This window comes from Streptomyces sp. NPDC048516 (assembly GCF_043199875.1).
In the GTDB taxonomy this organism is placed as follows: Bacteria; Actinomycetota; Actinomycetes; order Streptomycetales; family Streptomycetaceae; genus Streptomyces.
The window spans coordinates 114,106-130,239 of the sequence record NZ_JBICWS010000012.1 but is presented as its reverse complement, the minus strand read 5'-3'; the positions used below and the strand labels follow the sequence as shown (position 1 = coordinate 130,239).

Annotated in this window: 3 protein-coding genes; 1 reads left to right on the top strand and 2 read right to left on the bottom strand. The window is 72.7% G+C overall.

From position 1 onward, the window contains the following. Nucleotides 1-74: 74 nt before the first annotated feature. Nucleotides 75-2,504, top strand: a complete 2,430-nt coding sequence (locus ACGFR7_RS23830) for a BTAD domain-containing putative transcriptional regulator (RefSeq protein ID WP_393322655.1) — start codon at nucleotides 75-77, stop codon at nucleotides 2,502-2,504. Nucleotides 2,505-2,589: 85 nt separating this feature from the next. On the opposite strand, the gene ACGFR7_RS23825 is transcribed toward ACGFR7_RS23830, so the two are convergent. Next, a complete protein-coding gene (locus ACGFR7_RS23825; RefSeq protein WP_393322652.1) occupies nucleotides 2,590-8,274 on the bottom strand; it encodes an amino acid adenylation domain-containing protein in 5,685 nt (1,894 codons plus the stop codon). Further along, complete coding sequence (locus tag ACGFR7_RS23820) at nucleotides 8,274-16,121, bottom strand: amino acid adenylation domain-containing protein (protein WP_393322649.1); 7,848 nt, start codon at nucleotides 16,119-16,121, stop codon at nucleotides 8,274-8,276. The genes ACGFR7_RS23825 and ACGFR7_RS23820 overlap by 1 nt, the downstream gene beginning before the upstream one ends. Nucleotides 16,122-16,134 lie beyond the last annotated feature (13 nt).

Sequence of the window (16,134 nt, the reverse complement as noted above, 5' to 3'; positions counted from 1 at the left end):
GGGAGCGGTCACACGCTGAGTGGGTTGCATTTACCTTGCTGGGGTCGCTGTCGGCGAGAGTCGGCGACGAGACCGTGGCCATCGGAGGGCCCCGGCAGCGGGTCATCGTTGCCGCACTGGCCCTGGCCTGGGGGCGAGTGGTCTCCGTCGACTCGCTGATCGACGCGGTCTGGGGCGATGAACCGCCGGCCTCGGCACGCACCCAAGTGGCCATCTGCGTGGGCGCCCTGCGCAAGGCTTTCAAGGCCGCCGGGCATCAGGACCCGGTGATCGTGACCGCCCACCCCGGATACCGGCTGAACACCGAGTGCAGCTCCCTCGACGTCCGCGAGTTCGAGAAGCTGGTGGCCGAAGGGGGTGACAGAGTCCGCAAAGGCTCCCTGGAGGACGCCAGCCGGCTCTACAAGCAGGCCCTGGATCTCTGGAGCGGCCGGCCGCTGATCGGTGTGGGCGGGCAGCTCGCCGAGGACGCGGAGACGCGCCTCGAGGCCAAGCGGCTGGCGGCGTACGAAGTGTGGACCGGCGTCGAACTCGAACTGGGCCGTCACCAAGAACTCATCCCGGTGCTGTCCGCCGTGGTGAACGACTATCCCCAGCACGAACAGTTCCGGCACAACCTGATGCTGGCCCAGTTCCGTTCCGGACGGCGGGTCGAGGCCGCCGAGGGCTTCCGCGCCTGGCGGAACGAACTCGTCGAGGAACTGGGCCTGGAGCCGAGCCTGTCGATCCAACAGCTGCACCACGCCATCCTCCGCGACGAGCCCGGACCGGACCGCCCCGAGGAGACCGAGCGCCCGGCGCCGGCACCGGCCGCCCGTGCCGTCCCTGCCGAACTCCCGCCTGACGTGCCCGCCTTCATCGGTCGGGAGGCGGAGCTGCGGCGGCTGGACGCCCTGCTGGCCGACGACGCCCTCGGGACGGTGCCGGCCACCTGCTTCGTCACCGGCATGGCCGGCGTCGGCAAGACCAGCCTCGTGGTGCACTGGGCGCACCGCGTCGCCGACCGCTTCCCCGACGGGCAGCTCCATGTGGACGTCTCCGAGCACGAGCGCGGGCAGGGCCCCGCCACGGCCCACGCCCTGCTCGGGCGCCTGCTGCGGGCCCTGGGCGTGCCCGGCGAGCAGATCCCCGAGGATCCCGGGGAGCGGATCTCGCTCCACCGCAGCATCCTCGCCGACCGCCGCGTCCTGGTGCTGCTGGACAACGTCCGCACCGTCGACCAGGTCCAGTCGCTGCTGCCCGGCAGCGGCCGCAGCTGTGTCGTGGTGACCAGCAGGGAGCAACAGGAGCACATGGCGGCGCTCCACGGCATGGTCCATATCGCCCTCGGCCTGATGCCCGCCAGGGAGGCGTCCGCACTGGTCCGCCGGATCGCGGGAGAGGGGCGCGGGGCCACCGACCTCGCGGCCGTGGACACCCTGTGCGCCCTGTGCGACGGACTGCCCCTGGCGCTGCGGATCGCCGCCACCCGGCTGGCGGCCAAGCCGCACTGGTCCGTCCGCCACCTGGTCGACCGCCTCGCCGAGGAGCCGCGGCGGCTGGACGAACTCTGCGCGGGCGGCCTGGAGATGTGCTCCGTCTTCGCCACCGCCTACCGTGCCCTGCCCGTGGACCTGGCCCGGATGTTCCGCAGGCTGTCCCTGCTGGATGTGCCGGACTTCGCCGCCTGGGTCGGCGGCGCCCTGCTCGACCTGCCCACCGCCGAGGCCGAGAAGCTCATCGAGCAGCTGGTCGATGTCAACCTGCTCACCGTCGTCGGTATCGACGAAGCCGGCGCCGTCCGCTACGGCTTCCACAGCCTGCTGAAGCTCTACGCGCGGGAGCGGGCGCGAGCGGAGGAGCCGGAGAGGGAGCGGCGGGCGGCCCGTGAGCGTGCCTGGCAGGGCTGGCTCACCCTCGCCGGCGAGGCGCACCGCCGGGAGTTCGGCGATGACTTCACCATGCTGCTCGGCACCACCCCGCGCCGCCCCCTCGAACCGGCCCTGGCCAGGGGGCTGCTGGAGTCCCCGCTCGCCTGGTTCGACGCCGAGCGGGCCTCGGTGGTCGCCGTGGTCCGGCAGCTCTCCCGGCTCGGCGTGGACGAACTCGCCTGGGAAATGGTGATGTCCACCGCGGCACTCTTCGAGGCCCGCAACGCCTGCGACGACTGGCGGGCGGTCACCGAGAGCGCGCTGGTGGCCGTGCGGCGGGCCGGGAACCGCCGCGGCGAGGCGGCCATGACCCTGGAGCTGGCCTCGGTGGAGATGCGCCGGCACCGCCATGACCGCGCCAAGGACCTGCTGCGGACCGCGTTCCGCCTCTTCACCGACCTTGGCGAGACCTATGGCCGGGCGCTGGCCCTGTGCGGGATGGCCGCCCTCGACCGGGTCGGGGACGAGCTGCTCCCCGCGGTGGGCCGCCCCGGGCACCCGCCTGCCGCGCTCGGCACGGGGGACGCACGCATGGCCGCCGGGCCCGGCGAGAATGCTTCCGTCCTGCTGCTGCAGTCCCTGGCGATCGCCTGATCCGCCTGACGGGCCCGCGCCGTCGCATCGTTCGCCTGAGGGGCGGCCCGTTCGCGAGGCCGCCCCCTTCAGCGCCTCTTCGGCATCAAGCGATTGCGGCCGTCGCCTCCGCTGCTTCTCCGCTGCGCGCGGCGGCCCCCGGCGCCCGTCCGATCCGCGGCGCGACGATCCGGGCGATCTGCTCGGCGGGACCCGGATCCATCATCTGGGAGTGCTCGCAGTCCACCTCGACGATCTCCATCCGGCCTGCCAGGAACTCCTCCCACGCCTCGGGCACCACGGCCTCCAGACGTTTGCGGGTGGCCAGCACCAGCAGCAGGTCCGCGCGCAGCACATCCGGCCGCCGCTGTGCCGCCAGGTAGGCGTTGTTGATGCTGACCTCCAGAGCGGCGGCGCGGTGCTCGCGGCCCAGGTAGCGCAGCTCGCTGCTGCCCTCCCCGTACCACTCGACGATCTGGGCGCGCATCCCGTCCGTGGTCGGCTCCTCGGGCGCACCCTCCGGAATGCCGTAGATCTTGCCGTAACCCTCGTACATCTGGGTGAGGATTTCCTCGCGCGTCCCGGTCCCCTTGCTACCGGGCTCGGGCGGCGAGGTGTCCAGCACCGCCAGCAGCCCGATCTGCTGTCCGTCCGCCTCCAGCGCGGTGGCCACGGCCTGCGCCATGATCCCTCCCAGTGACCAGCCCAGCAGGTGGTACGGGCCCTCGGGCTGTACCGCGCGGATCTGCCGGGCGTAGTCCGTGGCCAGCTCGTCCATGGAAGCGGGCAGCGGCTCCGTCCCGTCCAGACCCCTGGCCTGCACCGCGTACACCGGATGATCGGCGCTGAGCGCGCTCAGCAGCGTCGAGTAGCGCCAGCTGAGACCGGCGATGGGATGGATGCAGAACAGCGGGGCCGCGCTGCCGGAGGTGCGCAGCGGGAGGATCACGTCGAAGGCGCTGCCGCCGTCCCCGTCGAGCTGTTCGCACAGCCGGGCCGGGGTGGGCGCGGCGAAGATGTCCCGCAGCTCCAGCGGGCGGCCCAGGGCCTGCCCGATGCGGTGCGTCAGCCGGGTGGCGAGCAGGGAGTGCCCACCGAGCTCGAAGAAGCTGTCGTCCACGCCGACCCGCTCCACGCCGAGCACGTCGCCGAACAGCCGGCAGACCAGCTCCTCCTGGGGTGAGCGCGGCGGCCGGTACTCGCCTGCGGCGGGCTGCGCGGGCGCGGGCAGCGCCCGGTGGTCCAGCTTGGCGTTGGGGGTCAGCGGCCACTCGTCCACGACGACGAAGGCACCCGGCACCATATAGGCGGGCAGCCGCTCGGCGACCTCGGAGCGCAGGGCCCGCGCCGTCAACTCCCCGTATTCAGCGGCGGTTTCGACATAGGCCACCAGGCGCTGATCGCCGGGGCGGTCCTCGCGGACCATCACCACGGCCCGCTCGACCCCGGCGCAGCCCGCGACCACGGCCTCCACCTCGCCCAGCTCCACCCGGAATCCGCGCACCTTGACCTGGGTGTCGGCGCGGCCGCGGAACAGCAGCTGCCCGTCGGCGTTCCATGCCGCCAGGTCGCCGGTGCGGTACATCCGGGTGCCCGGCGCGCCGTACGGGTCGGCGACGAAGCGCTCCGCGGTCATGCCGGGACGGGCCAGGTAGCCGCGCGCCAGCCCGCCGCCGGAGAGGTACAACTCGCCCTCGACGCCCGGCGGCACCGGCCGCAGCGCCTGGTCCAGGACGTACATCCGGTTGCCGGCGATGGGCCGGCCGATGACCGACGCCGCGGCCGCGTCGGGGACCAGGCGCCGCGCGTAGCTCACCTCGCAGGTGCCCTCGGTGGGGCCGTACGCGTTGATCAGCAGCCGGCCGCGGCCCCAGAACCCGGCCAGCTCGGGGGAGAGCGGTTCCGCGCCGGTGATCAGCGTGCGCAGCTCGGGGAGCTCGGTCCGCGGTACCTGCGCCAGCGCCGAGGGGACGATGAGCAGGTGGGTGATGCTCCGCTCGGCGAGGAACGCGGCGAGCTGCGGCCCGGCCGGGGTGTCGGAGGGTATGACCAGGCACGCGCCGGACAGCAGGGCCAGGCAGAACTCCGCCACCGACACATCGAAGCTGGGCGAGGCGCACTGCAGCACCCGGCTCTCGGGACGGACGGCGTAGTGGGCCAGCTGATGGGCGGCCAGCGCACCGATCCCGGCATGGCCGACCACCACACCCTTGGGGCGGCCGGTGGAGCCCGAGGTGAAGATGACATAGGCGGGATGGGTGACCCGCAGCGGGGCCCGGCGGTCGGCGTCGTCCAGGTCCGCTCCCGGCAGCGCGGCCCGTTCGGCGGCGGTGGCCGCCTCGTCGACCAGCAGCACGTCGAGGTCGCCGGGCTGCGGCAGCCGGCCCGCCAGCTCCGTGGTGGTCAGCAGCAGCGCAGGTGCGCTGTCCGCCAGCATCGCCGCCAGCCGCTCGGCCGGGTAGTCCGGGTCCAGCGGCAGATACCCCGCCCCGGCCTTCATGACGGCGAGCATGCCCTCCAGCATCTGCGCCGAGCGGGGCAGCGCCACCGCGACATAGCTCTCGGGCCCTGCACCCCGGGCGACCAGCTGCCGGGCCAGGCGGTTGGCCCGCTCGTTGAGCTCGGCGTAGGTCACGGTGGCGGCCGTGGAGTCCACGGCGGACTCCACCGCGGGCCGTTGCGGGGTGCGGCGCACCTGTGCCTCGAACAGCTCGGGGAAGGTGCCCACCGGGGCCGGCCCGCCCGCGGCGGGCTCATCGCTCTGCAGCAGCGCCCGCCGCTCGTCGGCGGAGAGGATCTCCAGCGCGGAGACCGCCGTGCCGGGATCGGCGGTGGCGCTCTCCAGCAGCCTGCGCAGCCGGTCGGTCAGCCGCTGTACGGTGTCCGGTTCGAACAGCTCGGCGGCGTACTCCACGAGGCCGTCGATGCCGGCCGGCGCGCCGTTGCCGGTGTGGTTCTCGCCCATGTTGAAGGCGAGGTCCACACGGGCGTTGCCGGCCGCCTCGCCCTCGAAGGAGACCCGCACCCCGGGCAGGTCCAGCGAGCCGCGCTCGTTGTTCTGGAAGACCAGGGTGACCTGGGTGAGCGGAGCGTGCGAGAGGGAGCGCCCGGGGTTGACGGCCTCCACGATCCGCTCGAAGGGCAGGTCCTGGTGGGCGTAGGCGCCCAGGTCCGTCTCCCGCACCCGGGCGAGCAGTTCGCGGAAGGCCGGGTCGCCGGACACATCCGTACGCAGTACCAGGGTGTTGACGAAGAACCCGATGAGGTCGTCCAGCGCCTCGTCGGTACGCCCCGCCAGCACCGCCCCGATCGGGATGTCGCTGCCCGCGCCCAGCCGTGAGAGCAGCGCGGCCAGCGCGGCCTGGACGACCATGAACACGGTGACGTCCGACTGCCTGGCCAGCTCGGTGATCCGGGTGTGCAGGGCGGCGTCCAGAGAGAAGCGCACGGTGGCACCGCGCCGGCCGGCCACCGCCGGGCGCGGGTGGTCCAGGGGCAGCTGAAGAAGTTCCGGAACTCCGGCCAACTGCCGGGTCCAGTAGCCGAGTTGACGAGCGGCCACGCTGTCGGGGACCGACTCGGCGCCCAGCAGCTCCCGCTGCCACAGCGCGTAGTCGGCGTACTGCACCGGCAGCGGCTCCCACCGGGGGGTCCGGCCCGCTGTACGCGACCGGTAGGCGGCGGACAGGTCGCGGACCAGGGGGGCCAGCGACCAGCCGTCGCTGGCGATGTGGTGGGTGAGCAGATACAGCACGTGCTCATGTTCGGACACCCGGAAGAGCGTGGCCCGCAAAGGAGCCTCGGTGGCCAGGTCGAAGGCGTGGCCCGCCGCGCCGGCCAGCGCGTCCGGCAGGTCCCCTTCGCCCGCCAGCTCGACGCGCTCCAGCCGGATGTCCGCCTCTTGGGGACTCATGACGACCTGGCAGGGCCGGCCCGCGAACTCGGCGAAGCGGGTGCGCAGCACCTCGTGCCGCTCCACCAGGTCCGCGAGCGCGGCGGCCAGCGCGGTCCGGTCCAGGTCGCCGGAGAGCCGCAGCGGCAGCGGGTTGTTGTACGTCACGCCGGGCCCGTTGAGCCGGAAGGCGAACCACAGGCCGCGCTGGGCGTAGGACATCGGCACCAGCTCGCCACGCTCCACGGCCACCAGCGGCGGCCGGGCCGTACCCGCCTGCGCCAGCTGCGCGGCCAGCCCGGCCACCGTCGGTGCCTCGAAGACCGCACGCACCGACAGCTCCACCCCGAAGGCGGCCCGGACCTGGCTCAGCAGCCGGATCGCGGTGAGCGACTGGCCGCCCAGCTCGAAGAAGCTCTCGTCCACCGAGAGGCAGGGCCGCCCCAGCACCTTCTCGAACAGCCCGCAGAGGATTTCCTCCACCGGCGTCTGCGGGGCTCTGGGGCCCGGCCCGGCCGGGCCGTGGTCTCCGGTGTCCGCCCCGGTACCGTCCCCGGCGGGTGCGGTGGCACGACGGAACGACGACGGCAGGGTGAACTGCACGTCCCCGGCGCTGCCGTCCGGAGCGGCCACGACAGCCTTCAGCACGTCGGTGAGTGCGGTGAGCACCGCCTGCGCCTCGTCCTCGTCGATCAGGCCCGGCTGGTACTCCAGCTCGATCACCAGCCGCTGTCCGGCCAGCCCCGCGATGACCCGTAGCGGGTAGTGCGCGGCATCGTGGCCGCCGGCCACCTCGACCCCGACCCCCGCGTAGGACGGGCGGGCCGCGTCGTCGTCCGGGTAGTTCTCGAACACCATGAAGGTGTCGAAGAGGTCGCCGTGCCCGGCCATCCGCTGCAGGCGGCCCAGCCCCAGGTGGTGGTGCGGCAGCAGCGCCGCCTGCTCCCGGCGCAGCCGGTCGAGGTTCTTGAGCACCGACTCCGCCGGCTCCAGGCGCACCCGCACCGGAATGGTGTTGATGAACATCCCGATCATCGTCGCGATGCCGGGGATCTCCGGCGGGCGGCCGGAGACCAGCGTGCCGAACACCATGTCGTCCCGGCCGGTGAGCCGGCCCAGCACCATGGCCCAGGCACCCTGCACGAGATGATTGACGGTCAGCCCGCGGTCGCGTACCAGCGCGTCCAGGGCGGCGCCGAAACCGGCGGACAACGAGGTCGTCACCCGCGCGGGCATGCCGGGCACCCGCGACGGGTCGGCGGAGAACACCAGCGTCGGCCCCGCCAGCCCTTCCAGGGCATCACGCCAGGCCCGCTCCGACTCCGCGTCGTCCTTCTGCGCCAGCCAGCTGAAGTAGCTCCGGTGCGGTACGGGCCGGGGCAGCGCCGAGTCGTCACCCCCGCCCTCGTACAGCGTGAACAGCTCACGGATCAGCACAGGGGTGGACCAGCCGTCCAGCAGCATGTGATGGCTGGTCATCACCAGCCGGTGCCGCCCGGCGCCCAGCCGCACCAGGGTGAAGCGCATCAGCGGCGGCCGGTCGAGCGGGAAGCGGCGCATCCGGTCGGCGGCGAGCAGCTCCGTCAGGCGCGCCTCGGCCTGTGCGGCGTCAGCGGTCGAGAGGTCGGTCTCCTCCCACGACAGCGGCACCTCGCGGTGGATGACCTGCATCGCCTGCCCGTTCTGCCGCTGCCGGAAGCCGGCGCGGAGGTTGGGGTGGCGGCGGATCAGCGCCGCGGCGGCGGTCTTGAGGACTTCCGGCCGCAGCGGGCCGTCCAGATCGAGGACCATCTGGGTGTTGTAGAGGTCCACCGCGTCATCGTCGTAGAGGGAGTGGAAGAGCATTCCCTCCTGGAGCGGGGTCAGCGGCAGCACGTCTTCGAGCGCGGGCCGGTTCATCAGAGCATCCTCAGTTCTGCTTCGAGTTCGTCGATCTCAGCCTGGGAAAGACCGAGGGAGAGATCGGAAGGGCTGTGGCCGCCGGCACCGTCCCCCCGGGCGTGGGCGGTCAGGGCGTCCAGGGCGGAGAACCACAGCTCGGCCAGCTCCCGGACGTCCTCCTCCGGCAGGAGGTGGCCGGCCCAGGTCCAGGTGGCCCGCAGCCGCGGGCCGTCGGCCAGGTCTTGGGTGAGCGCGTTGAGTTCGACGGGATGCGCCAGCGGCATCCCGCCGTCCCACGGCGCCGGGGAGGGCAGTCCGCTGACCATCGTCCACGGCCGGTCCTCACCGGCCGCCACGTCCGTCGCCTCGAACCGCCCGAGGTAGTTGAACCCCAGCTGCGGAGCGGGGAGCGTGGAGAGTACGGGGCCCAGGCGCGGATTGAGGTAGCGCAGCATGCCGTGGCCCACGCCGTTGCCGGGCAGCGCCCGCAGCCGCTCCTTGACCAGCTTGAGGGATTCGCCGACCGCCGGGCCGCCCGCCTGCACCTCGGTCCAGTCGGCGGCGGCCAGGGGCAGCCGCACCGGGTAGAGACTGGTGAACCAGCCCACCGTGCCCGACAGGTCGGCACCCGGCACGATGTCCTCGCGGCCGTGCCCCTCCAGGTCCACCAGCACCTCGTCCGCCGCCTCGCCGCGGCGCCGCCGCCATTCGCGCACCGCCAGGGCGAACGCGCTCAGCAGCACATCGCCCACGTTCGCGTGGAACGCCGCAGGAACGTCCGTCAGCAGCGGCCTGGCGCGCTCGGGAGGCAGGCTCAGCTCCAGCATGCGTACCGTCTCGGCGGTGTCCCGCCGGGGGTCCAACTGCCGTGCGCCCAACGGCGCATCGACCGCCGTCGGGCCGTCCGCGCCACCGGTGGCGGCCCGTGTCCACACGTCGAGACCGGCCTCCCACGCAGGCTCCTGCGCGGCCTCGGCGAGCCGCCGCGCCCATGCCCGGAAGGAGGTGGCCACCGGCGCGAACTCCGGACCGCGCCCGGCGGCCGTCGCCTCCCAGGCCTCGCGCAGGTCCGGCACCAGGATGCGCCAGGACACCCCGTCGACGGCCAGGTGGTGCGCCACGATCTGCAGCAGTCCCGGCGCCTGGGGCCCGGCGTCGTACCAGACCAGCTGGACCACCGAACCGTCCTGTGGGGACAGCCGCAGCCGCGCCTTCTCGCCCTCCTCGGTCATGGCGGCGTCCCGCGCCCCCGGCGGCAGCCCGGCGACGTCCACCCGGCGCAGCACCGTGCCGGCGGCCACCGCTCCGCGCTCCGCCACGACCGGCTGCCAGGAACCGTCCTCGGCAGTCGTCATACGCAGCCGCAGGATGTCGTGATGGTCCAGCCAGCTCTGCACCGAGGTGGTCAGCCGCGCGAGGTCCACACCGGCCGGAACACGCACCGTGGCCGACTGGTTGAAGCCCGCCACCGGGCCGCCCAGCTCCCGCAGCCAGTGCATGATCGGAGTCATCGGGAAGGCGCCCGCGCCGTCGTCCGCCGTGGCCCACGATCCGGTGACCTCGGTGGCCACAGCGGCCAGCTCGGCGACCGTACGGTGCTGGAAGACCTGCTGCACCGTCAGCGTCAGCCCCTCCTCCCGGGCCTGGGACACCACCCGCATCGAGCTGATGCTGTCGCCGCCCAGCTCGAAGAAGTTGTCGTCGATGGTGACGGTGCCGAGACCGAGGACGCCGGCGTAGACACCGGTCAGGATCTCTTCGCGGGGGGTGCGGGGGGCGCGTCCGGTGGTGGCGGAGCCGGCGAAGGCGGGAGCGGGCAGGGCCTTGCGGTCGATCTTGCCGTTGGGGGTCAGGGGCCAGCGGCCGAGGACGACGATGGCGGCCGGGACCATGTAGCTGGGCAGGGTCGCGGCAAGGTGGGCGCGGAGGGCGGCGGGGTCGGGGGCCGGGGCGTCGGCGGTGACGTAACCGATCAGCCGCGGTCCGGCCGGGCCGTCCTGCCGCACCATCAGCAGAGCGTCGGTGACCCCGGTGGCCTGGGTGAGGGCGGTTTCGATTTCGCCGAGTTCGATGCGGAAGCCGCGGATTTTGATTTGGTTGTCGGTGCGGCCGAGGTATTCGAGGGTGTGGTGGGTGGTCCAGCGGGCGAGGTCGCCGGTGCGGTAGAGGCGGGTGCCGGGTGGGCCGTAGGGGTTGGCGATGAAGCGTTGGGCGGTGAGGTCGGGGCGGTTGTGGTAGCCGCGGGCGAGGGCGGGGCCGGTGGTGTAGAGCTCGCCGGGGACGCCGGGGGGTGTGGGGTGGAGTGTGGGGTCGAGGAGGTAGAGGTGGGTGTTGGTGATGGGGGTGCCCAGGGGTGGGGTGATGGTTCCGGTTAGGGGTGGGCTCATGGTGGTGCAGATGGTGGTTTCGGTGGGTCCGTAGGCGTTGATCATGTGTCGGCCGGTGGACCAGCGGCCGGTTTGTTCGGGTGGGCAGGCTTCGCCGGCGACGATGAGGGTCATGTCGGTGGGGAGGCTGTGGTCGGGGAGGGTGGTGAGGATGGCTGGGGGGAGGGTGGCGTGGGTGATGCGTTGTTGGTGGAGGAGGGTGGTGAGTTCGTCTCCGGTCAGGCGGGTGGGGGGTGCCATGACGAGGGTGGCGCCGTGGGTGAGGGCCATGATGATTTCCCAGGTGGCGGCGTCGAAGCTGAGGGAGGCGAATTGGAGGGTGCGGGAGGTGGGTGTGAGTGCGAGGTGTTGGGTTTGTGCGGTGGCGAGTGAGGCGATGCCGGTGTGGGTGACGAGGACGCCTTTGGGGCGGCCGGTGGAGCCGGAGGTGTAGATGAGGTAGGCGGGGTGGCGCAGGTCGAGGGGGGCGTGTCGTTCGGCGTCCGTCACCGTGGCGTCGGACAGCTCCGCCAGCCGGGCCGTGGTCCCGGCGTCGTCCAGTACCAGCTGCGGGCAGGACACCTCGGGCAGGTGGCCGGCCGTCGCGGACTCCGTCAGCACACAGGTCGGCGCGGCGTCGCCCAGCATGTAGGTGATGCGGTCGGTGGGGTAGTCGGGGTCGATGGGGAGGTAGGCTCCGCCGGCTTTGTGGATGGCGAGGGCGGCGGTGACCATGTCGGCGGAGCGGGGCATGGCCAGTGCCACGAGGCGTTCGGGTCCGACTCCGTGGGTGAGCAGGAGTCGGGCGAGTTGGTTGGCGCGGCGGTCGAGTTCGCCGTAGGTGAGGACGGTGTCCTCGTAGACCACGGCCTCGGCGTGCGGGGTGCGGGCGGCGTGCGCCTCGAACAGCTCCGGCATGGTCAGCGCGGGAACCGACCGCCCCGTGGCATTACGACCGTGAACCAACTCCTGGTACTCCGCCGCTGTCAGGATCTCGGCATCCCTCACGGCCTTGTCGGGCTCGGCCACGAGGGCCCGCAGGATGCGTACGAACCGTTGGGCGACGGCCTCGGCGCTCGCGGACTCGAAGAGGTCCGTGGCGTAGGTGAGCGTTCCGGTGAGGCCGGCCGGTGCACCGGCTGCCGTGTGCTGCTCGCTCAGGCCGAAGACCAGCTCGGACTTGGCGGCATCCAGGCCCACAGGGTGGGATTCCACCCGCAGCCCCGGCAGGGCCGGCGCGCCCGCTGCGCTCTCCTCAAGGTTGAGGGAGACCTGGAAGAACGGGGTGTGTGAGAGCGCACGGGCCACACCCGCCGCCTCGACGGCACGCTCGAACGGGGTGTCCTGGTGGGCGTAGGCGGCCAGGTCGGTTTCGCGGACCCGGGCCAGGAGCTGACGGAAGGTGGGGTCGCCGGAGACGTCGGTGCGCAGGACGAGGGTGTTGACGAAGAAGCCGACGAGGTCGTCCAGGGCTTCGTCGGTCCGGCCGGCCACGGCGGTGCCGATCGGGATGTCGGTGCCCGCGCCCAGGCGGGAGAGCAGGGCGGCGAGACCGGCCTGCAGCACCATGAACACCGTGACATCGCCTACGCGGGCCAACTCCACGAGCTGTGCGTGGAGCTCTGCGTCCAGCGTGAAGTGCTCCGTGGCGCCGCGGTGGCTCGCGACGGCGGGGCGGGGCCGGTCCAGCGGCAGTTCCAGCAGTTCCGGAGCGCCGCTGAGTTCCTTGCGCCAGAAGCCGAGCTGCTGGGACAGGATGCTGCCGGGGTCGTTCTCGTCGCCCAGCATGTCGCGTTGCCACAGGGCGTAGTCGGCGTACTGCACCGGCAGCGGTTCCCAGGCGGGGGCGCGGCCGTCGAGGCGGGCGGTGTAGGCGTCCGACAGGTCGCGGGAGAGCGGCCCCATGGACCAGCCGTCGCCGGCGATGTGGTGCAGCAGGATGAGCAGGACGTGCCGGTCCTCGGAGACCTTGAAGAGCGTGAGCTTGAGGGGGACTCCGGCGGTCAGGTCGAAGCCGTACGCGGCGGCCTCCGCCAGCGCCGTCTCCAGCAGAACCGGTGCGTCCAGCTCGGTGAACTCCACCACGGGCCGGTCCTGTTCACCGCTGAGCACCACCTGGCACGGCTCGCCGGCCTCCTCGCTGAAGCGGGTGCGCAGCGCCTCGTGCCGCTCCACCACGTCGGCCAGCGCCGCATCCAGCGCCGCACGGTCCAGAGCACCGGTCAGTTGCAGGGCGACCGGGATGTTGTAGGTCGGGCTGGGGCCCTCCACCTGGAAGGCGAACCACAGCCGCCGCTGCGCGAAGGACATCGGCAGCGCGTCGGGGCGTGCCATCGGCACCAGTGCCGCCCGCGTCGAACCCGCCTCGCCCAGCCGGGCGGCCAGTCTCGCGACGGTCGGTGCCTCGAACACCGCCCGGATCGACAGCTCCACGTCCAAAGCGGTGCGGATGCGGCTGATCAGCCGGGTGGCCAGCAGTGAATGCCCGCCCAGCTCGAAGAAGTTGTCATCGACGGTGACGGAGTCCAGGCCCAGGATCTCGGCGAAGACACCGGCCAGGATCTCCTCCCGGGGGGTGCGCGGAGCGCGTCCGGCGGCACCCGCGCCCGCGAAGCCGGGGGCGGGCAGCGCCGTGCGGTCGATCTTGCCGTTGGGGGTCATCGGCCAGCGGTCGAGGACGACGAACGCGGCCGGGATCATGTGGTCGGGCAGCGTGGCGGCCAGGTGGGCGCGCAGTGCGGCGGGCTCGGGGACCACGCCGTCAGCGGTGGTGACGTAGCCGGCCAACTGCTGTCCGGTCGGTCCGTCGTGACGTGACATCACCAGGGCGTCGGTGACGCCCGCCGCCTCGGCGAGCACCGCCTCGATCTCGCCGAGCTCGATACGGAAGCCGCGGATCTTGACCTGGTTGTCGGTGCGGCCCAGGTATTCCAGGGCGCCGCCGCTGGTCCGGCGCACAAGGTCGCCGGTGCGGTAGAGCCGGGAGCCGGGCGGGCCGAAGGGGTCGGCGACAAAGCGTTCGGCGGTGAGCGCCGGACGGCGCAGATAACCACGGGCCAGACCGGGGCCGGCGGTGTACAGCTCACCGGCCACGCCCGGCGGCACCGGGCGCAGCGCGCCGTCCAGGACATACACCCGTCCGTTGACCACCGGTCCGCCGATCGGCGGGATGCCCTCGCCGGCCAGCGGCTCGCTCATGGCGGCTACCACCGTGGCCTCGGTGGGGCCGTAAGAGTTGATCATTCGGTGCCGCTTGGACCAGCGGGCGGCCAGCTCGCTGCCGACCTTGTCGGCGCCGGTGGCCAGGGTCCGCAGGTGCGGCAGCTCGATCTCGGGAAGGGTGGCCAGCGCGGCGGGCAGCATCAGGGTGTGGCTGATCCGCTCGTCGGCCAGGACCCGGGCCAGCTCCTCGCCGGCCAGCTGCTTGCTGTCCGGTACCACCAGGGTGGCGCCGTTCGTCAGCGCCATGACGCTCTCCAGCACCGAGGCGTCGAAGCTGGGCGAGGCCAGCTGGAGCACCCGGCTGTCCCGGTCCAGCAGATAGCGCTCCGTCACGCTCACCGACAGATCGCCCAGGCCGCGGTGGGTGACCACGACGCCCTTGGGACGGCCGGTGGAGCCGGAGGTGTAGATGACATAGGCGGGGTGGTGGACAGCGAGCGGGGCGGTGCGCTCGGCGTCCGTCACCGTGGCGTCGGACAGCTCCGCCAGCCGGGCCGTGATCCCCGCGTCGTCCAGTACGACCAGCGGGCAGGACACTCCGGGCAGGTGGCCGGCCGTCGCCGACTCCGTCAGCACGCATGTCGGCGCGGCGTCCGCCAGCATGTAGGCGATCCGGTCCACCGGATAGGCGGGGTCGACCGGGAGATAGGCGCCGCCCGCCTTCTGTACCGCCAGCGCGGCCACGACCAGCTCGGCGGACTTCGGCAGGGCCAGCGCCACGATGTGCTCGGGGCCGACGCCGCCCGCGATCAGCATCCTGGCCAGCCGGTTGGCGCGCCCCTCAAGCTCCCGGTAGGTGAGCGTACGGCCCTGGTATGCCAGAGCCGGGGCATCCGGCGCGGCCTGTGCCTGTGCCTCGACGAGCTGGGGCATCGTACGGGCCGGACCGCTTTTGGCGGTGTCGTTCCAGCCGGTGAGCAGCAGCTCCCGCTCCCGTTCGGTGAGGATCTCCGCCCGGCTGACGGGGGAGTCCGCATCGGCGACGACGGCGTCCAGCAGTCGCACCAGCCGGCCGGTCAGCGCCTGCGCGGTCTCCGGCTCGAACAGGTCGGTCGCGTACTGCACTTCGCCGCCGATGCCCGCCGGGGTGCCCTGCGGCGTGTGCCGCTCGCGCAGCGTGAAGGTCAGATCGACCTTGGCCACCCCGGTGTCCAGGTCGCTGACGGAAACCTCCAGTCCCGGCATGGTGCATCCGCCCCCGTCGGCGCTCTGCAGCGACAGCAGCGTCTGGAAGAGGGGGGCGTGGGACAGTGACCGGGCCGGGTTGACCGCCTCGACGACTCGCTCGAACGGAATGTCCTGGTGGGCGTAGGCGGCCAGGTCGGTTTCGCGGACCCGGGCCAGGAGCTGGCGGAAGGTCGGGTCGCCGGAGACGTCGGTGCGCAGGACGAGGGTGTTGACGAAGAAGCCGACGAGGTCGTCCAGGGCTTCGTCGGTACGGCCGGCCACGGCGGTGCCGATCGGGATGTCGGTGCCCGCGCCCAGGCGGGAGAGCAGGGCGGCGAGACCGGCCTGCAGCACCATGAACACCGTGACATCGCACTCGCGCGCCAGCTCCACGGCGCGGGTGTGCAGCTCGGCGTCCAGGTCGAAGCGGGCGCTGCCGCCCCGGTGGCTTGCGACGGCCGGGCGGGGCCGGTCCAGCGGCAGTTCCACCAGCTCCGGCGAGCCGGCCAGCTCCTTCACCCAGAAGGACAGTTGCTCGGCGGCCAGGCTGCCGGGGTCGTTCTCGTCGCCCAGTACGTCGCGTTGCCACAGGGCGTAGTCGGCGTACTGCACCGGCAGCGGTTCCCAGGCCGGCGCCCGGCCGTTGACGCGGGCGGTGTAGGCGTCCGACAGGTCGCGGGAGAGCGGCCCCATGGACCAGCCGTCGCCGGCGATGTGGTGCAGCAGGATGAGCAGGACGTGCCGGTCTTCGGAGACCTTGAAGAGGGTGAGCTTGAGGGGTACTCCGGCGGTCAGGTCGAAGCCGTAGGAGGCGGCGTCGGCCAGTGCCGTGTCCAGTTCCCGGGGTCCGTCCAGCTGGGTGAACTCCATTACCGGCCGGGACCGTTCGCCGCTGAGGACCACCTGGCACAGCTCGCCCGAGCCCTCCTCGGCGAAGCGGGTGCGCAGTACCTCGTGCCGCTCCACCACGTCGGCCAGCGCCGCATCCAGCGCCGCACGGTCCAGATCGCCGGTCAGTTGCAGGGCGACCGGGATGTTGTAGGTCGGGCTGGGGCCCTCCACCTGGAAAGCGAACCACAACCGCCGCTGCGCGAACGACACCGGGAACATGGCGGAACTCCTC